The 17,021-nt window shown below is 61.4% G+C and carries 17 protein-coding genes, 1 tRNA gene and 3 pseudogenes; 7 read left to right on the top strand and 14 right to left on the bottom strand.

Annotated elements, in window-relative coordinates:
• Window positions 1-602: 602 nt before the first annotated feature.
• From QJT78_RS41690 to QJT78_RS41670, 5 genes are all read right to left on the bottom strand, one after another.
• Window positions 603-669: transfer RNA gene (locus QJT78_RS41690), tRNA-Ser, on the bottom strand.
• Window positions 660-1,730, bottom strand: a complete 1,071-nt coding sequence (locus tag QJT78_RS41685; RefSeq protein ID WP_028152792.1) for a relaxase/mobilization nuclease domain-containing protein — start codon at window positions 1,728-1,730, stop codon at window positions 660-662. The genes QJT78_RS41690 and QJT78_RS41685 overlap by 10 nt, the downstream gene beginning before the upstream one ends.
• Window positions 1,727-2,245 carry a plasmid mobilization relaxosome protein MobC gene (gene mobC / locus QJT78_RS41680; RefSeq protein WP_028152791.1) on the bottom strand — a complete coding sequence of 173 codons (519 nt, stop codon included), beginning with the start codon at window positions 2,243-2,245 and terminating at the stop codon, window positions 1,727-1,729. Before mobC ends, QJT78_RS41685 begins: the two co-directional genes overlap by 4 nt.
• A gap of 424 nt (window positions 2,246-2,669) precedes the next feature.
• Window positions 2,670-3,650 carry a ParB/RepB/Spo0J family partition protein gene (locus QJT78_RS41675; RefSeq protein ID WP_028152790.1) on the bottom strand — a complete coding sequence of 327 codons (981 nt, stop codon included), beginning with the start codon at window positions 3,648-3,650 and terminating at the stop codon, window positions 2,670-2,672.
• Window positions 3,640-4,401 carry a ParA family protein gene (locus QJT78_RS41670; protein WP_028152789.1) on the bottom strand — a complete coding sequence of 254 codons (762 nt, stop codon included), beginning with the start codon at window positions 4,399-4,401 and terminating at the stop codon, window positions 3,640-3,642. The genes QJT78_RS41675 and QJT78_RS41670 overlap by 11 nt, the downstream gene beginning before the upstream one ends.
• A gap of 660 nt (window positions 4,402-5,061) precedes the next feature.
• Between QJT78_RS41670 and QJT78_RS41665 the strand changes: the two are divergent.
• Together QJT78_RS41665 and QJT78_RS41660 are read left to right on the top strand one after the other, a co-directional pair.
• Window positions 5,062-5,254: pseudogene (locus tag QJT78_RS41665) on the top strand (WGR domain-containing protein).
• 98 nt (window positions 5,255-5,352) lie between these two features.
• Window positions 5,353-5,584, top strand: a pseudogene (locus tag QJT78_RS41660) (HU family DNA-binding protein); the annotation flags it as partial.
• Window positions 5,585-5,674: 90 nt separating this feature from the next.
• Here the strand turns inward: QJT78_RS41660 and QJT78_RS41655 are convergent.
• From QJT78_RS41655 to QJT78_RS41645, 3 genes are all read right to left on the bottom strand, one after another.
• Window positions 5,675-5,818 (bottom strand): hypothetical protein, encoded by a 144-nt coding sequence (locus QJT78_RS41655; RefSeq protein ID WP_171901352.1) that lies wholly within the window; start codon window positions 5,816-5,818, stop codon window positions 5,675-5,677.
• A 62-nt stretch (window positions 5,819-5,880) separates the two neighbouring features.
• Entirely contained in the window at window positions 5,881-6,192 is a 312-nt protein-coding gene (locus QJT78_RS41650) for a DUF736 domain-containing protein (RefSeq protein ID WP_028152788.1), read from the bottom strand.
• 743 nt (window positions 6,193-6,935) lie between these two features.
• Window positions 6,936-7,085, bottom strand: coding sequence for a hypothetical protein (locus QJT78_RS41645; RefSeq protein WP_171901351.1), 150 nt, complete (start codon window positions 7,083-7,085; stop codon window positions 6,936-6,938).
• Window positions 7,086-7,233: 148 nt separating this feature from the next.
• Between QJT78_RS41645 and QJT78_RS41640 the strand changes: the two genes are divergently transcribed.
• The gene (locus QJT78_RS41640) at window positions 7,234-7,434 is read left to right on the top strand and encodes a hypothetical protein (protein WP_028152786.1); all 201 of its coding nucleotides are present in this window, start codon (window positions 7,234-7,236) and stop codon (window positions 7,432-7,434) included.
• A gap of 137 nt (window positions 7,435-7,571) precedes the next feature.
• Here QJT78_RS41640 and QJT78_RS41635 read toward each other — a convergent pair whose 3' ends face one another.
• The 4 genes from QJT78_RS41635 to repA form a co-directional block, all read right to left on the bottom strand.
• Entirely contained in the window at window positions 7,572-7,991 is a 420-nt protein-coding gene (locus QJT78_RS41635) for a hypothetical protein (protein ID WP_281460563.1), read from the bottom strand.
• A 107-nt stretch (window positions 7,992-8,098) separates the two neighbouring features.
• Window positions 8,099-9,331, bottom strand: a complete 1,233-nt coding sequence (repC, locus tag QJT78_RS41630) for a plasmid replication protein RepC (protein WP_281460562.1) — start codon at window positions 9,329-9,331, stop codon at window positions 8,099-8,101.
• A 196-nt stretch (window positions 9,332-9,527) separates the two neighbouring features.
• Window positions 9,528-10,547, bottom strand: coding sequence for a plasmid partitioning protein RepB (repB, locus tag QJT78_RS41625; protein WP_028152783.1), 1,020 nt, complete (start codon window positions 10,545-10,547; stop codon window positions 9,528-9,530).
• Window positions 10,544-11,758, bottom strand: coding sequence for a plasmid partitioning protein RepA (repA, locus tag QJT78_RS41620; RefSeq protein WP_028152782.1), 1,215 nt, complete (start codon window positions 11,756-11,758; stop codon window positions 10,544-10,546). The genes repB and repA overlap by 4 nt, the downstream gene beginning before the upstream one ends.
• A gap of 1,751 nt (window positions 11,759-13,509) precedes the next feature.
• Between repA and QJT78_RS41615 the strand changes: the two genes are divergently transcribed.
• From QJT78_RS41615 to QJT78_RS41605, 3 genes are all read left to right on the top strand, one after another.
• The gene (locus QJT78_RS41615) at window positions 13,510-13,755 is read left to right on the top strand and encodes a type II toxin-antitoxin system VapB family antitoxin (protein WP_028152781.1); all 246 of its coding nucleotides are present in this window, start codon (window positions 13,510-13,512) and stop codon (window positions 13,753-13,755) included.
• A complete protein-coding gene (locus tag QJT78_RS41610) occupies window positions 13,755-14,150 on the top strand; it encodes a type II toxin-antitoxin system VapC family toxin (RefSeq protein WP_009859458.1) in 396 nt (131 codons plus the stop codon). The genes QJT78_RS41615 and QJT78_RS41610 overlap by 1 nt, the downstream gene beginning before the upstream one ends.
• A gap of 233 nt (window positions 14,151-14,383) precedes the next feature.
• A complete protein-coding gene (locus tag QJT78_RS41605; RefSeq protein WP_348652416.1) occupies window positions 14,384-15,523 on the top strand; it encodes an RHE_PE00001 family protein in 1,140 nt (379 codons plus the stop codon).
• Window positions 15,524-15,529: 6 nt separating this feature from the next.
• Here QJT78_RS41605 and QJT78_RS41600 read toward each other — a convergent pair whose 3' ends face one another.
• The gene (locus QJT78_RS41600) at window positions 15,530-15,889 is read right to left on the bottom strand and encodes a DUF2285 domain-containing protein (RefSeq protein WP_224518186.1); all 360 of its coding nucleotides are present in this window, start codon (window positions 15,887-15,889) and stop codon (window positions 15,530-15,532) included.
• Window positions 15,890-16,049: 160 nt separating this feature from the next.
• On the opposite strand from QJT78_RS41600, the gene QJT78_RS41595 reads away from it, so the two are divergent.
• Window positions 16,050-16,787 carry a type IV toxin-antitoxin system AbiEi family antitoxin domain-containing protein gene (locus tag QJT78_RS41595; protein WP_028152778.1) on the top strand — a complete coding sequence of 246 codons (738 nt, stop codon included), beginning with the start codon at window positions 16,050-16,052 and terminating at the stop codon, window positions 16,785-16,787.
• A 150-nt stretch (window positions 16,788-16,937) separates the two neighbouring features.
• On the opposite strand, the pseudogene QJT78_RS41590 reads toward QJT78_RS41595, so the two are convergent.
• Window positions 16,938-17,021: pseudogene (locus QJT78_RS41590) on the bottom strand (IS21-like element ISFK1 family helper ATPase IstB); the annotation flags it as partial.

The following is a 17,021-nucleotide window of genomic DNA, read 5'->3' as shown; positions in this document are numbered from 1 at the left end:
CGGCGGCTCTTCTTCGTCATCTTCGCTCCTGATTCGCAGCAAGAATCCTCGCCGCTGTCAGGCAGAAAATCCACTCAAGCTACTGTCCGAATTTGCGGGGCCAGCTCTGTCTTTCCAATATCTGTATGACCAGCTCTTCGATGTTGGGCCGGTGATGATCAAGTAGAGCCCAGCACCATCAGCGTATTTGCCGGGCTTGGTTTGGCGTTCTATGTCGAGTGGTTTGAGCCTTCCAGCCATTGTTCCTCCAGGAAAACCGTCCTCCGAACCCACGGGTAAAAACTACGGTTAGTGAGCAGATTAGGAAGAACACCGACGAACTGCGAAGTACAGCTTTTCGGCGCAAGTCACTGATTTTGCTGTGGAGTCCGAATGACTACGAACAGAGGAGAACAATATACTGGCGGAGAGGAAGGGATTCGAACCCCCGTTAACCCGCCACACTTTCGCAAATCGCAGCCCGCACGCCGGCTCTCCGCGCCCGATGTTGATCGTTCACGGCGAGAATTGATCCGCGACCGTTGAGGATGTATCAATGAGACATCCCTCGCCTCGAAACATCGGTCGGCCAAGTCTGGAAAATCAAAGGGTTACGCTGGAATTGGTAGCGGGAGAGGGACTCGAGCCCCCGACCCCAGGATTATGATTCCTGCGCTCGCCTATCTCGTCCTTTCATCGCCTCGCGTATCGTCGCGCCGGTCTGCAACGACTCCCTGCTCTGCGCCCACGCTCCGGATTTTCGCAAGCTCCGACAGCTCGCTTTTCAACGTATGCCGGCGGGTTTCGACTGCGGGCATATCCTTGACGAATTGCCGAACCTGGCGAGCCAACTCGCGATCTGCTGCCGCTCCAGAACGCTGCAGCTCCGCGGCATAGTCTAGATATCGCCGCCGAATGGCGTCCTGACGTGATTCAATCTTTTCCTCCCAGGGATGTTTGGCGGTTCTGCCGCCCCTCACCTCCGAAAGCACCTCCTTACGGGCGAGCCGATCGACATCGGGCGTGATCTTTCGCTTGCGTAAACCAAGCACCGCTCCGCGATCGGCCTTTCGAACTCGTCCGCGGGTTCGCCTCGGCGTTGCCTCCGCCGCGATCCCGCGCAGCCGGAGCTCGCCGGCAAACCGTTCTCGCCAGGCCTGAAGATCCGCTTTGCGGGGGCTGAGGCGTTTGCCGTCATGGCCCAAAGACCGAACGGTCAAGTGCACGTGGGGATGCTTGTCATCGAGGTGCTGGACGAAGACGTAGTCGTGGTTGTCCCCGAACGTCTCGATGGCAAATGCCCGAGCTGAATCCTTAACCGCAATGGCATCGGTACCAGCCGGCATCGATAGAATGATGTTGATCGAAAGCAATCCATCACGGCGGCGCTTGTCGAGGCCGGCATCATCCTCCCAGCGTTGCTGCAGATCTTTCAATCCGGAACGACCCGCCAGCGTCGCGCCCTGCTCAGTTTCCGCATCGAGCTCGCCGTTTCGCGTGATGTAGGCCAGGTGCGATTTGAGATGCGCCACGTCCTTGGTACGACCGGTGATCTTGACCATCACCTCGGGCGCTCGGCGCACGATGCGTTCGAGCTTTGCACGCATCGCCGGCGTAAGACGGCCTGGAGCGGCCGGATCGGGGATATCCCACTCGGCCCGCCGTGGGCGCCGATTGGGCGTTTCCCAAACATACGAGATCGGCGGAAGTTCGGAGTCCAGGTCGGCTGGCCGCGGCGAGCGACGGCTCATCGCGGTCCATCCCAATAATCCGCGTTGCCGTGCAGCGCACTACGCAATTGCGCGAGCTCTCTTTCGATGACCAATTTGGCTTCTTGAATTACCGACAAATCGGGCTCAACCGCCCTGCCCTGTAGCACACTGGTGTTTGCGGCCCGCGCGATCTGGTTGATGTTGCCGCCGATCCGATTGAGCTCGCGAACGATCGCGCGAAGCGCGTCATGCTCGTGCGGGGAATGCTGCACCGGCGACCCCAATCGCGAGCGCACCAGCGCGACGATCCAGCCGGTTCGGGTCATGCCGCGCTGATGTGAGACCTCCGCCAGCTGCCGCATCTCGCTCTCGCGAAATCGCACCGTCACCTTTTCCGGCCGTCCGACCGGCAACGCCAAGATGCGCGGCGCTGGTGCAGCTAGTGCATCAGCAATGAGACGCCGCAGCAGCGCAGACTTACCGCCCTGGGTAGCTGCAAAAGCTGAGAATTCTGCAGCGACTTCGTCGGAGACACGAAGCGAGATCAGAGCCATGCACTCCAATCCCAATCGCGATGTAATACATCGCTGGCGCGAAGCCTATCCTGCACTAGAAAGTGCGAATCCTTCGACCCCCTCCATGTTGGTTCAAACCAACGGGCTCGGCAGTCAAATCTCGGGGGGTGCTGGACGTGAGATCCAACACGGTCGCCGATCGATGCGGAGAATTCCTCCGGGAATGACGAAGCCGTCGCCCCTAATCCTTGTTCTCCACGAAACCCGCGCGTCCAGATCGGCAACATTGGCATCGAGCATGTGGACCGCGGCTTTCCAGCAGCCTCCGGCCTCTCTACGGCGCTGTGGAAGGCGCGTTCGGCCTCCGGCTGCTGCGCTAACGCGCCATCCTTCGGATGGGAAATCCGCTCCGCCGGCGCACCAACTGTAGCAGCGTTTCTGCGGAGGCTGTTCAAGACAAGCTTCATGCGAACAGTATCTCTTCGATTGTAACCGTCGATGCCGGAACCTCTTCCGCCTCTTCTGTACCATCGATCAGCAGCACGGCATGGCGTGAGCCTCGAGACGCGAGTCGATCGATCAGAAGACAGCCCATGCGATCTTGGTGACGCACTCTGATCGTCAGCGATGGGCTCATTCGCGCATTCCGATCGGCCAAGGAGTTGAGAGGTTTCTCCGCGATCGCGGTTACACCGTCTCTCTCGCTGGGTCGCAATGCCACTGGCGATGCGATCGGGCTTCGTCCGGCTTGAGCTCCAGGCGGCCCTTCGCCATCAGCAGGGGAGCCGCGGACTTCGCTGCGAATTTTGCGAGCCAGCTGACGGGCGTGGGCGTCGGTGAAACTCTCCTGTGCTGCGCATAAAGTCTCGACGGCGTGGGGCTGCTCACGCCAAGCCTGATAGAGTTCGTACACAGCACGGATTGATGAGCCGGCAAGCTTCGACTGGAGGAACTCCGGCATGCTCTGGACCGACGCGTAGCGAGATACCCAGTCCCTCGGCTTGCCGAGCTTGCGCGAGATGTCGGATTGGTTGTCACCCTGCTCCAAGCGGTCCGCGACGAACGCTGCAATTTCGGGAGCATCGAGATCGTCGCGCTGAATATTCTCGATCATCTGAACATAACGATCCGCAGAACCAACGGCATGAATGAAAGCCGGGATGTCCCGGAGCCCGGCGCGCTTAGCAGCACGATACCGCCTCGCACCCACGACGATCACATACCGGCCTTCCTCGGTCGCTTGGCGCAGCACGATCGGTTGCAGCACGCCATGCTGACGGACTGATTCCGCGAGCTCCTCGAGTTTCTGTTCGTCGAAACTGCGACGAGGCTGGTCCGGATCTTCGTCAATACGATCGATGGCGATGCAAGTCGGTTGTCCGATTGTGGCGGCACCATCTTCCGCGGCATCGATGAGCTGCTTAAAGCTGAGATCAAGCGCCATGTGCCGGCTCGTCCATTTGCGCGACGATCTTGGCGAGAACCTCGCGGATTTCCCGACCAGCCTCCTGGGCAGAGCGGCGCTTCAGCTTCCAGACCGGCAGGCGTTCGGCAACGGCCTCGGCGTAGCCGTCCCTTGCAACGATCTGACCCGGGAACACATATTTGCCCGCCTCGCGCAACAGTTGCTCAAGATGGCTCCTTTGACGGGGCGATTTCGTATTGAAGTTCGAAGGCAGCAACCCGAGGAACTTGGTATCCTGGCGGCCGTAACGCCTCTGCACGCCGATCACGGTCTGCATCAGACCTTTGACGCCCTTGATCGAATAGTCCTCCAGATAGATGGGAGCCAGCACATGCGACGCCGCCACCAAACAGCCGACACTGCGCAGTCCAAGTGATGGCGGCGTATCGATGACGCAGGCATCGAACTGATCCGACGCGATAGCGAGGTTCTCTTGCAGAGTCGTTATGGCGGCCGCACTGCTGCGATCGAGATCGGTCAGCGAGCTATCGGCCGGCGCGAGCGTTAGGGACTTGTCTTCCCGAGGTACGACACGTATCCCCGGCTTGAACAGATCCGCGGCTAACGTTGAACCGGCGTAGTGCCTCAACGTATCCGACGCATTGCTTTGCGCATCAACGTCGATCACGAGGACGCGGAGATCCGCTTCCGCCATGAACCAAGCCAGATGCACGGCAAGCGTCGTCTTGCCGACCCCGCCCTTTTGATTGTTGATGACAATGGTCTTCATCTTAAGGTCCGAAATGGATCTAACAGTGCGGGAGCCATGTCCTTGTCCATCATGTCCTGGGGGATGTTGGTTTGAACCAACAGACGATTGCGAATCCGGTCACCGGAACGATCCCGGAATTCGTACAGCGAATCCCCTGCCACAAGAGTCAGGTCAGCCCATAGCCATGGAGGGAAATTCTGGCGAAGTGAGCCGGCAATCGTGCTCGTTGCTGAGCGGTCCGCGACCGGTCGCGAGAGGATCGTCACGCGAAGGCGCGGAGACCGCTTGTGGGCTCCGGGAGCGTCGCCGCGGCGGCGCGAGTAGAGCCGTCCCCGAAGGAGCTCGCCCAAGCAGGCAAGGCTGTAAGAGCCGCAGGAACTTTGAATTAGAGCCGATCTCTTTCGGGCGGCTGTTCTGATCAAGACTGGCGCAATTGCAAGCCAGGAATTGCGACGCGCGTCCGATGGCGAAGTCTCCATCGAGGAGAGATTCAATCCGACAAATAAGACGGGGGTGCGGCATTCTCCGGCCCGATGGACCTATTGATAAAGTGAATCGATCTGCCCGGTCGATTCATAAAACTCATTGGACGGCGCTTCCCTCCGAAGCGAGAATCTGTCCGTGCCGAAACCCGAACCAGAGCCGCTTCATCTGCGCCACATCGAAGCCGCGCACAATATGCGGCGGTTCTATGCGCTATCCACCCAGCCCACCTTATTCGGAGATCCGCAATTGGGGCCGCATCGGCACGAGTGGCAAAACCATGGTGCAGACCTTCGATAGTAGTGCGGAGGCGATCGAAGCATTCGTACGGCTGGAGCGTGCGAAGCGGAGGCGCGGTTACGCTGTCATGGACGAAAAACCGCCTTAGGCTGACATTCTTTCGAGGATTACGGCTCTGCCTGTGATGGCGGCGCTATCTGGTCCACGGCCTTGACGAGCAAGATTGAAAGAAGACGGAGCTCGTCCATGACGACTGCCAATGAGATCGCCGAAAAAAATTGCACCGAGAACGACCTGACAAAGGCTCAGGCGAAAACCATCGTCGATAGCGTTTGCAACGCGGGCACTGGTGCGGCGTGAGCGGAGCCGAGCGAGCCTTCCCGGGTTCGGCAAGTTCAAGGCCAAGGACAGCCCCGCTCGTGAGGGGCGCAATCCATCGACCGTCGCAACGATTGCAATCGCAGCTTTCAGGAAGCTGCCTTTGCGAAGGCCAAAGCCCATCAAAGATGGTCTGAACGCAGGAGCGGACCGTAATGAAGGTGCATCGCAAGATGCAAGAGGACGGGGCTTATGCCCGCTCCTCGGCTGCGAGCGCTTTGTTGCGTTGGCGGATGAGTTCGGCCAATTCGACTTCGAGCGCCATGCGCTCCGCCGGCGTGAACAGGCATTCGCGCAGCTCGGCGCGCAATTCTTCAATGGTGTCGACGATCATGATCGCATCTCCGGTAGAAGGGAGCGGGCCCCGCCTTGCGGCGGAGCCGATTTCCTGGAGCTTCAGTCCCGGTTCGGCCGAGACCAGATCAGTTGCAGGCCTTCCGCACCTTCGACTTCGATCAGGGTGGCGTAGATCGGAGCCGGGAAGCTCGGATCGTCCAGCTTGACGGAGAGGTAGTCGCGCTCGGTGTCCTTGGCGGTCTTCTGCCAGGCGGCGCCCAACTCGACGTTGCCGGAGTAGATGCGGAAGTGCGGTCCCTTGTCGGAAGGGGTGTCGACGCGGATCAGCTTGGCCTTGACGTTGAGGTTGAGCGTCTTGATCGCGCCGGAGAAGCCATTGCCCGTGGACGTGAAGGTGCCGATGGTAGCCATTGTCTCATTCCCTTGGTTTTCTCGGGCCGCGCCGATCGCGACCTCGATGGCGGTCGTGAGACCGGAGGCGATCGACCTGCACCCAAAGGGCCGAAATGAAATGGAGGGCGGCCGGCCTCGACTTTCTTGGACCGCGAGGAATGGTGCGCAGCGCCAGGTGAAGAAAGTCGAGGACGGACGTTGCAGGGACAAGATCGAGAGCCCGCGAAGCGGGATCGGCCTTCGGTCAGACCAGCCTCTATCGAGGATGGTGATGGGTGCGCCCGTCGCTAAACCACATGGAATGAAGACAGGCGGCCCCGATCCGTTCGGCCATTCGGATCTCAGGCAATGGGCGCGGCAAGCAAAATGCAGCTCACCTTAATAGGTCACCTGGACGGCGCGCATCACCCGCAATGGAGATCGTCACCGTCAGCATTTCGGCGTAGCCGTCGAAGTTGCCAGCGCAAGATCGATAACGAGGCTGGCAACGTACTCGCCATGTGGATGCAACCCGCCCACCGCATCCATGCGACCGAGCGCCCCGCGAGGCGTAAAACAGATGCTACCGTCGCTTGGCATGCCGGCCTCCGAGTCCGGGACGATTCCGCCGGCACGCGCGATGGAACGAAGCTGGGCGTTCGGGTTGCCACTCCACATCGTCGGAGAGGGTTGTGAGCGCAATCGGCCTCTGCAGCAATCCGGCTGCCGGGCTCGATTCAACCCGAACGTTATTTGGCCGGCGGTCGCAGCGGGCTTTCCGACTACTTCCGGGCGAGGGGATCGCGCAGCGGATCGTCCTCGCAGACCACGCAGACGTAGCGCGGCCCGCCGGGCGCGAGGTCGTCGGGCACGGCCGTCATCGGCTTACCGCACTTCGGGCCCAGCTTCCGGCTGAGGTAGAGCGGAGTCATGATTTTTGCCTGCCGGGACCAGCTTAGTTCCCCGTGCGCCGCGAGCACAAGTAAATCGCCGAAAATTGTCCGCATGCACCAGGCCGCTTGACGCGGAGTGCGTCTCACGTTGAAATCCGATTTTCAGTGATGTTGCGGGGGTTGCGTCGTGGAAGAATTTTATAGAGGCTTCGCACAGCGGGCGCGCGATCTGGCGGAGTACGCGGACCCGTTCACCAAGCAGCGGCTACTCGACCTGGCCCAGCGATACGATCTCAAGAGCAAACCGGGAGCCCCGGGCGCTCGGACTCTCCCGCCGCCGCGCGCGACGCCACCGACGGTGCTGTTTTCCGGCTCCGGCGAAGCTTAAGACTAATCGGAGCCAGGCCCGGTCGTCGGTTTTCTTGTTTCATCGACCGGTCCGGGTATCGGCCGCGCGGTCGCGGTGCTCGCGTTAGTACAAGCTGACCCTACAGCACTGAACCGCGCTGACTGCGGCGCGAGGAGTCAGCGCCTGCGCCGCGCGATCTCGTCAGCGACCATGCCCTGCGCCCGCACCAGCCGCTCATGCAGGGTCTCGAACATATCGAGGATGTCATCATTGGGTTCATTCTTGCCCTGCTCGATGGCTTCGGCGACGAGCTCATCGAGGGGCGTCTCCTTCAATTGATCTTTCTCCAGAAGATCCTCAAAAACGCTATCGCTGGTCGGCTGCGATTGGATGCGTCCGTCGGAATTGCACCAGACGGTGAAAGTCTGTTGCCCCAGAATGGCGTGCTCGACCATCTCCGCATCCAACGGAATCAGCGTCCCCCAGGCCTCGCCCGCCTCCTCCGCGAACCCTGCCACGTACATCCGTTGCTCCGCGGCGCCTTCATCGCCAGGCTGGAAAAATGGCGCGAGCGTGATTGGAGGGTGTTTTGCCATGACGAATCTCTCCGAACGGCCTTGCATCGACACAGCGCAGAAGCCGGGTCAGTGGGGGTGTTTCGATCACACGAAGAGGCAAAGTCTGGGAACGGCGCCTCATCGCCTCACGCCCTCTGCTTGTCTCGCCGGCGAGAATTGATCTGCGCCATCAGGATTGGACCAAGCGAAAATTCGCCGACCTCGGCTTTTCGCGTTAGACCGCGCAGATAACCGCCAGCGGAATTGATCGCCGTCCCGCGCTGCAGGATACACGCGACGACGATGGCTGCAGGCACCTCGCCCATAACCTTTTGCGCCTCCTCCCAGGCGCTCGGACTGATCCCCAGCATCGATCGTACAACGGCCGCTGTGGCCAGGAAATCGCGCCAGTTCGAAAGCCCGCCCTTCGCATAGTCGACGATGTCCGGGCATGCACTCAGGACCATTCCCAACGGATACGTCCCCTCCCCGACTCGCGATGGTTGAGGCCTTGGCTCAGCTCCCGCCGCCCTGCCTTCTCGAAGGCTAGGTTCAAGGTCAATGAGGGTATCTGGATTTGAATTCTGTATGTGGTGCTCAGAATGGGACTCATTGGCGCTCGGATTCTTGGATTTGACATGTGTTTCCAGAAGATTGAGTACGTCGTCGGCGAGCTGAGACAACTCGTCGGCCATCGGCTCGAGCTCCTGGCGCGTCGCGGTGCGCGGAATCTGATCGACGATCGCGCGGAAGGCAGCGTGCACGACCTTCCAATCGGCAGGCCCCTGCCCTCCCCTTCGCGTCGGGACGGCTTCCTCCATGCCAGTTGCAATCATCTTCCCGATGTCGCGCCGGCACAGTGTAATCCGCTCACGCACGAGCTTGAGTGCGCGGGCCTCGGCTTCGATATCGGCCGCCAGGCTCTCGAACTCTTCCGAGCGCACGACGAGCGGTGACAGATCGAAGCCGAACGCGAGCTCGATTTCGCCAGCATCGTCCTTCCGCGCATATCGCTTGCCATTTGGACTGTCGCGCCGAACGATTAGCCCCGCGTCGACCAGCACAGCGAGGTGGCGTCGCAGCGTCGATGCCGGCATGCCGTGCGCTCGCCGCGCGAGCTGATGGTTCGAGGGGAAGACGATCAGGTCATCCTCTCCTGTCAGCGCGGTCTCGGGATGGAAGGTTAGGAGTGCGTTTAGCACCGAGAGCGCGCGCTCCGACACCCCAAGGCGCGGCCGTGCCGTGCAGATGGCGTGGAAGATCTTCCATTTGTGCACGATCTTTTCGGGAGGACGTTCCGTTGCGACCATCTGGCTTGCCACATGGGCAAGCGTCAGCGATCGCCGCCCAAAGGGCGTCGTTGGAGAGTGTGACTGCATGTCTTTGCCTCAGTTGGGCAAAGAAAATCCGCTCGCCGAAACGACGATAAAATCGCGTAGAAACTCTTGACTGCGATTCGCGAAAGTGATTCTCTGTCAGTCGCCAAACTTGAAGAGAAGGGCTTCCGGAACTCCGTTTCGGGGGCCTTTTTCTTTTGCCTTGTCTGCTCCTGGTTCGTGTTTACGGACGAGACCGTCAGGCCTCGGTACTTTCCTGACCACTGCTCTTCTTGGAAAAGGCGTCGAACAGGGCCGGGAGTTGGTCCACAAGAAATGCCGCGAATGTCGTCGAGACATTCTTGTCGATGGTAAGCTTCAATTCGCGCTCGGCCTGACGCACGTGCGCAATCTTTTCCCCGGACACGGAAAAGACCGGCTTCTCGTCCGGCTCTTTCGAGGGCTCCCCGCGAGATGGACGGGTTGCCGCGGAGAATGCTGCAAGAAATCGTGCGTCGGTTTCGCGCTCTGCAAATTTAGGTTCGGCGATCGCCGCTCTGACCCGTTTGAGCGCCGCGGAATCCTTGATCAATTCAGCGAATGACTGCCAACGGCCGCGGCCAACTTTCGGAGCTTTCCCGATCGCTTGAATGACCTCGGCAGGAACCGATCGAGCCACGGCAAGAAGTTTCGAGGCCTCCGCCCGATCGACCGACAACGCATCCTGCACGACTGAGCGGCTATGCCCGGCATCCTCGATATGCATCGCGAAGCTGGCGCGCTCAATGAAACTCAAATCTTCGCGCGGTGCGTTCTCGAGTCCTTGCGCCACGACAAGCGCTTCGTCTGACAACGATCGCAGAATCGCTTTGACGGAAATACCTAGTTCGCGCGTGGCGCGGACGCGGCGATGACCATAGGCGCTCTGATAGCGCCCTTTCGCTTCAGGATGCTCCCGAACGAGAATGGGCACCTCTTGGCCACGCTGTGCGATCGACTGTTTGAGCGCTTCGAACGAGCTATCATCCTGATCGCGAAAACGGTCGGCCAGCGGTGACGGATCGACGAGCGAGGGGTCGATTTCAAGTATCACCGCCCCGGATGCAATTCGTTCGCGAAGTTCCTCGTTCTCTTTCTCCACTTCGGAGAAAGAGTCTTTCAACGAGCGAACCGAGCCCGACGAGACCCGCGGCAAGGCAGCGGGCATGTTGTCAGCTGACAACGCACTTGATTGCGGGGCCGTGAAAAGGCTCTTGATCGTGTCAGTACGTTTGCTCATCGACCCCACACCTTCTTAAGAAGTTGCGCGATTTCGGCATTGACCGCGTCGACCGATTCTAATGCCCGGTCGTAGGCGCCCCGCCCTACGGCGCCGCGCTCCAGCTCATAAAGTGATTGCTTGGTGAGACCAGCATTGGCGATCGCGGTCGATTTCCACACAGTCGCCTGGAGCACATCTGAACCAAAGAGGGTGCGGAGGAGAGCCACGATTTGAGCTTCAGGCACGTCATTGGGATCGTGACGCGTGATGACGTACCGGATGAAATCGTGATCGAGGCGCCCGCCAGCTTCTTCGATGACGGACATGAGATCCGACGTCATGAGAAGAAATTGGCTCATGGATGCGACATCGACCATCTGCGGATGGATGGTCACGAGCATAGCGGTCGCCGCGTTTAGCGCGCCCATGGTCAGGTAACCAAGTTGGGGGGGGCAGTCGATAACAACGACGTCGTATTCGTCTGCAACCTGGTCGATGGCACTGGCGACGCGGCGAAAGAACAGGTCGTGTCCGCGTTCTCGCCGCTCGACCATTGCTCGAGGCGTAGTGTGCTCAAACTCCATAAGCTCGAGATTGCCTGGAACGAGCCCTATCCCGTCAAAATAGGTCGGCCGGACAATCTCGCGCAGTGGCCGGCGATGTTCGTCATATCGGATGGCCCCGTACAGGGTTTCGTTCGCCCCAATGTCAAACTCGGGTTGGTACCCGAACATTGCTGAAAGCGAAGCTTGCGGATCGAGGTCAATCGCGAGGACCCGAAAGCCGGCAAGGGCGAGGTATTGCGACAGATACAATGCCGTCGTCGTCTTGGCGGAGCCGCCTTTGAAGTTTGCGACGGTGATGATTTGGAGCTTGTCGCCTGGGCGCCGGCGCGGAAGGAATTCCATTGCTTCGCGCGGCCGCGCAGTGGCTAGATACTCGCGCAACTCATGAATCTGACCCAGAGTGTAAGACCGTCGCCCCCCGGTTCCTGTCGCTGGCGTCGGTCCAAGTCCGTCAAGAGAGAGCTGCCGAAGGTACCCATCGGACACGCCCGCAATTCGCGCAACCTCTCCAGAGGTGAACGACCGGAGCGACTTGCTCGCCGAAGGCGGGAAAAGAGTTGTCGCGAGCGAGCGAAGCTGGCCGGAAAGAATGCCCGCGTGCCGAGTGATCCGCGCAGACGCAGTCTCGCTGATGGTAGCCGAATCTTCCGCTAAGATCGCCATTTGCCTTCTCAAGACGGTTTCTGCTCGTCAGACGCCTAGTCTCCGTCTTGAGAGATGGCCACGATTCTGTGATTTGAGCAAGAATTAAAGGGTTAACGAGTTATTAACGCTCGATGACGTGCCAAACGGCGCGCAGGCCCTTTTTTTGGTGCACCGCCCTGTTGTTGTCAGCTGACAACAACGGCTCGGCGCGAATGGGATGAGCCTCGACTATGGCGTGAGTCGGCTCGCCTTACGAGTCCCCAGAGCGTCATTTTGTAGCTCGCCAACCGCTGCACTGAACGGTGCTGCCACGGCTGGAGTCCGGGCGACGGGACACGCCCCGGCTTGTAGCCTCCGTTCAGTGCTCTGATCTCAGGTCATGTAGGGCAAATTCTAGAGAATCGCGCCGCCATGTAGCGTCGGCTCCTGCCCGCCATTGCCCAACGTCTTTCGCCGCGGTCCCGCGAGAAGCACCCTCCCCGCCCGTTCACGACAACTGCCTCAGACGCCCGCGCTGAATGGCAAGACACCGTAAAGCGACGATGTCGTCTCGCTTGGATCGGCGGCGCGCCGGACCTTCCCGGGTGTTGATCGGGGGGCTGGCGCGTCACTTCGCGGCGCCGCCGCTCGCCCCAAAAAGGGCAAGCAGAAGAACCGCACTGTCGCAGGGGGTCCACCGGGGCCGGACGAACAGGTCGCAAGCAACCGAGCAGACACATTCCAGGTCATCCGCGCTGGCCCTTCTCTTGCACTTCCGTGTGGCCACACCGACGGATCGCCAGGCGCGACATCGACCTCAGGGCTCGGCGCTGCAACGGAGACCCTCCTGACCTTTCATCCCGGGCGATGCGATCCGACGAAGGAACGGCAACGGGCCGCCACCTCGTCCGGGATGCCGTGGTGCGGATCCAATCTTGAGCGGGGAGCTCGATGCCGGGCCTTCAGATCCATTCGCGGGAACGCTCGCCGAGATCGCCCGGGTTCCAGATAGGGACGGTTTTCCTCGAAAGTCCGCATCGTATCGCCACGCAGGAACCTCCTGTTGACTCGTTTCGACCGGGGCAACAATGGACCGCGTGAGGGGCTAAGCAGGCGAACGCATTCAGGACCTTTGGGCGAGGTCCAGGCCGAGCTCGCGGTTGAAGGCCCCGTTTAACGGGAGGTTGACCGAAGGCGTCCGGCGTGGGGGTGCTCCTTTGGCGAGGCGGCAAGGCCGCCGAATGAATACGATCTCTCGATGGTGGGTGCTGGCGCGGATATCGAGCTGCGTGGCTCTCGAACGAAGCCGATCTGCCCCATGGACGCCGTTGGATCATGGCAGACAGCAGCGACCCGCCCGGGCGATTGTTGTCAGCTGACAACAGGGCCCTACCAAGGATGGATGTTGTCAGCTGACAACAATTTGGGACCTGCGGTCGTCAGTCGCTTCAATTCGCCAAGGCGCGTCGCACCAGTCGAGTCACGATCGGTATCCCATCGGTAGTCGACATCGATCCGCGCCGCGCAGAATTCAAAGCGAGGAAGGAGCGCGCGAGGGTGGGATGGTCGTTATTGTCCCGACGACCAGATGATCTGCGAGGACAGCCCTGAGGGAAGCAGCATCCGGAGAGGGAGAGGGCAGGTGTTCATAGACAACTAACCATAAAAGTTGCCCTCACACGTCACGAAGGCCGCACGGCTTCGGGGCGCAAACGACGAGGCCGGCCCTTCCCATTGGTGTATCCGTGATGATATACAGGCATACACGATGCGGTCTAGAGGAGCGCGCCATGGCCTTCCACATCAAGAACCCTGAGACCGACGCGCTCGCTCGCAAGGTGGCCTCGCTAAAAAAACTCGGCCTCACCGAAGCAGTGCACGTGGCGCTCGCCCATGAGCTCGAGCGCGAGCAGGGCAAGCCGTCTTTGGTCGACCTTGGCGTCCAGTTCTGCCGGGATCTACGCGCGAGGGGCGACGCCGCCAAGGGACAGCCCGCCGATAAGGCGTTCCGCGACAGTTTGTATGAGGACACCTGATGTTCATCGACGCTTCGGCTTTGACCGCGCTCCTGACCGACGAGGAGGAGGCACGAGAGCTTTTGGCTCGCCTGCAGCAGACCGGAACGCGTCTGACGTCACCGTTGGCGGTATGGGAGGCGGCGGTCGCGGTCGCGCGCGTGCTGGATCTTTCGGTCAGCGCCGCCGCCGAAGCGATCGAAGAGTATTTGGCGCTAATGGAGATCGCCGTTGTCGCGGTGCCGGCTGAAACGGCAAGGCTCGCTCTCGACGCCTTCGACCGATTCGGCAAGGGCCGGCATCCGGCGAGCCTCAATTTCGGGGACTGTTTTGCCTACGCTTGCGCCCGGCATCTGGGGCAGCCCTTGATGTTCAAGGGCGGTGACTTTCCGCAAACCGATATCGAAGCCGCCTAAGCGACCCGGCTGGGGCGGCCGCGGCGCGCGGAAAGAAGGGGGCTTGTCCGGACCAGGGCAGGGAGTTTACCGGGCAGCGGCCCTCGGATCGCTGATGCGCTTTAACGGCCTGCTCAATCGATAAGCAGTGATTATTGACAGCGAGCGCCACGGGGAACCAGCCTGTCGCTATGACCGAAGTTATTCCCGTGATAGCTTCCGTTTGAACGATTCTTGTTAGGGTTATCAACACCTTGCAAAACGGTTACTCAATTCCCGATCCACTGCCTTGGGCTCAGCTAGCCGGCCCACTCGCCATCGCCGAGGACGCGCTTGCCCGGCTCGACGAACGCCTGGCCAAGAGCCCGATCCGCGACGGCTGGATTGCGCGCACACATTATACTGACGCCTGCTCCAGTCTGTGGCTGGAAGGCGAATTGGTCCATCTCGAAGATCTGGTTCTCCACGACGCCGGCATGGACATCCGCGCCCCGACCCACGAACTCACCCGCGCCCACGCCGTGCTACGGACCCGGCGCCGCATCGCCGACGCGAAGCCGGATTGGGCGCCATCGCCGGCGGGGCTCGACAGCCTGCGCGGCCGCACCGGGCAGGGCGAGTGGGAGGAGGGCAGGGGCATCCGAAAGGAAGGGGAGCGAAGCTTCGTCGGCGGCTACGATAGCGGAGACGCTGATCTCGACACGTCGCTTGGCGGCATCGAGTCCGACCCGCACCTAGCCGCCGCCTTCGCCGCGGTCGACGCCGCGAATGCCAAGGCGGAGCGGACACTCACCGGCGGGAGTCGCACCCAGTCCGAGCGGGACCCGGTGGTCTACGACCCCGACTGGGACGAGGACGCGCGTCTCGACGACTGGCGCGCCGTGGTCGAGCAGACCCGCATATTGCCGCCGACGCTCGCGGCCGCGCTTGCGACTGAGGCTTGGGACGCCATCGCCCCGCTGCAGCACACGCCCTGGCTCGGCCGGCTGCTGGCAGCCAGCGTGTTGCGCGCGCGGGCCAAGACCCGCTGGCATCTGCCCTGCCTGCATGACGGGTTGAAGGCCATCCCCCGCGAACGCCGGCGGCCGCGCGACGCGGCGGCGCGACTCGCCGTGCAACTCGAGGCCATCACCGCTGCCGCGGCGGCCGGTCTCAAGGACCACGACCGCTGGCTTAACCAGCGAACCCTGCTCGCCCGAAAACTCGCCGGCCGTCGCGCCACGTCAAAACTGCCGGCGCTGCTCGACTATATGCTGACCCGGCCGATCGCCTCGGCCGGTATGATCGCGAAGGAGCTTAAGATCACGCCGCGCGCCGCTCAGGACCAGGTCGGCGAGCTTGACCTGCGGGAGGTGACCGGCAGGGGACGATATCGGGCTTGGGGGATTCTGTAGGCGCCCTCAGTGCGGTGCCCCGCCCCGCAGCAGATCCCGGTAGCCATGCTCGGTGATCCAGCGGGCACGGGCGAGATGGGTTTCCCACGCCCGGCGCGCCCGATCCGGCTCGCGCGCGACGTCAATATGCAGCACGGTCCGCGCGACCTCTTTCCAGTCGGAGCCATTGGCTGCGGCATCGAGCAGACGGAGATAGGTGACCAGGTGCTGCTCGTCATAGTCGGTCAGAATCGGCGCGGTCGGCGCGGCATCGGCGACATCAAGATCGGCCGCTGACTTCTGCATGGGGTGTATTCGCCGGCAAGGTTTCTTGTCAGCGGAGAGTAGGCGCGTTCGTGCACCGGTGAGTAGACCCGAATTGCGCACCACGTGGTGCCTAGCGGGTATCACCGAGCACAGCGCAACCGCAGCTGACGAGTTCTTGGCCGATCTAGGGTTAGCTTAATCCGGGTTATCGTAGCCTGACTGCGACTTCGACTCCCAATTCAAGCTTGCAGAACTTTGATATTATTCTTACTATCGTAGTATGGCTACGACCCAAAGAAACAAGCTAAGAAGGCTGTACACCCGCTTGGCGCCGGGGGCGCCGCTGACCTCCGGTGACCTCGCCGCCCTCGGGATATCGGCTGACCTTGCCGTCCACTATGTCCGTGCCGGCTGGTTGCAACGGTTGGCACGCGGCGTCTATTGCCGGCCAAACGATCCGCCCACTTTGCACCCGAGCCTCGTCCTGCTGCAGCGGAGCTTCGAAGGATTGCATGTCGGCGGCAAGTCGGCCTTCGACTGGCACGGCATCCGCCAGTACATCCCCCAGCGGCCCGTCCTCCATCTATACGGCTGGAAAGCCGGACGCCTTCCGGAGTGGTTCACCCAGCGCTTCCCGGCCGAGTACCACCGCAAGCGACTCTTCAAGGAAGAACCCGGCGCGCTGCTTCATGTCCGGCCCTTCGAGAGCCGCAAGGGCGGCCCGCTCGTCTCGGCGCCGGAACGCGCATTGCTGGAGGTGCTGAGCGAAGTCGGCGTCCGGCAGCCGCTGCAAGAAGCGCGCGAGCTGGTCGAAAGCACTTACAGCCTGCGTGCCGATCTGCTGCGAGACCTGCTCAAGCGCTGCACCAGCGTCAAGACCGTGCGCCTGTGCCTGCAGCTTGGCCGCGAACTCTCTCAGCCCTGGGCCAGCAAGCTCGATCCGTCTCAACTGCCCAAGGGCAGCGACCGGGCCTGGGTGTCCCGCTCCGCTGATGGGCTCCTGGTGCTGAAGCCATGAACCAGGTCTACCTCGACAGCGCGCGGTTGCTGACGCGCGTGGCGCCGCTGGTGTGCGGATTTCACGGATCGTGAGCATCGATTTCGCGCGATCGTGAGCACTGAATTCAGACGATCGTGAGCAGCCCGCTACGGCCGATGGGAGATAGAGTCAGTGTTCTGGTTGGCCGTCAAGGGTGATGGTTTTGGCGCTGCGTTTTCGCATGCTTTCTCCGGTGAGCTGGAGGCGGTGGGC

This window comes from Bradyrhizobium sp. Mp27 (assembly GCF_029953005.1).
Taxonomy (GTDB): domain Bacteria; phylum Pseudomonadota; class Alphaproteobacteria; order Rhizobiales; family Xanthobacteraceae; genus Bradyrhizobium; species Bradyrhizobium barranii.
This window is presented reverse-complemented; position numbering and strand designations above follow the sequence as displayed.

Coding starts and splice junctions, on each gene's coding strand:
- QJT78_RS41670 (WP_028152789.1), bottom strand. CDS start 4,401: ATGAAGACCATTGTCATCAACAATCAAAAGGGCGGGGTCGGCAAGACG.
- QJT78_RS41635 (WP_281460563.1), bottom strand. CDS start 7,991: ATGGCAAAACACCCTCCAATCACGCTCGCGCCATTTTTCCAGCCTGGC.
- QJT78_RS41645 (WP_171901351.1), bottom strand. CDS start 7,085: ATGACTCCGCTCTACCTCAGCCGGAAGCTGGGCCCGAAGTGCGGTAAG.
- repB (WP_028152783.1), bottom strand. CDS start 10,547: ATGAGCAAACGTACTGACACGATCAAGAGCCTTTTCACGGCCCCGCAA.
- repA (WP_028152782.1), bottom strand. CDS start 11,758: ATGGCGATCTTAGCGGAAGATTCGGCTACCATCAGCGAGACTGCGTCT.
- repC (WP_281460562.1), bottom strand. CDS start 9,331: ATGCAGTCACACTCTCCAACGACGCCCTTTGGGCGGCGATCGCTGACG.
- QJT78_RS41685 (WP_028152792.1), bottom strand. CDS start 1,730: ATGAGCCGTCGCTCGCCGCGGCCAGCCGACCTGGACTCCGAACTTCCG.
- QJT78_RS41615 (WP_028152781.1), top strand. CDS start 13,510: ATGGCCTTCCACATCAAGAACCCTGAGACCGACGCGCTCGCTCGCAAG.
- QJT78_RS41675 (WP_028152790.1), bottom strand. CDS start 3,650: ATGGCGCTTGATCTCAGCTTTAAGCAGCTCATCGATGCCGCGGAAGAT.
- QJT78_RS41650 (WP_028152788.1), bottom strand. CDS start 6,192: ATGGCTACCATCGGCACCTTCACGTCCACGGGCAATGGCTTCTCCGGC.
- QJT78_RS41610 (WP_009859458.1), top strand. CDS start 13,755: ATGTTCATCGACGCTTCGGCTTTGACCGCGCTCCTGACCGACGAGGAG.
- QJT78_RS41595 (WP_028152778.1), top strand. CDS start 16,050: ATGGCTACGACCCAAAGAAACAAGCTAAGAAGGCTGTACACCCGCTTG.
- QJT78_RS41655 (WP_171901352.1), bottom strand. CDS start 5,818: ATGATCGTCGACACCATTGAAGAATTGCGCGCCGAGCTGCGCGAATGC.
- mobC (WP_028152791.1), bottom strand. CDS start 2,245: ATGGCTCTGATCTCGCTTCGTGTCTCCGACGAAGTCGCTGCAGAATTC.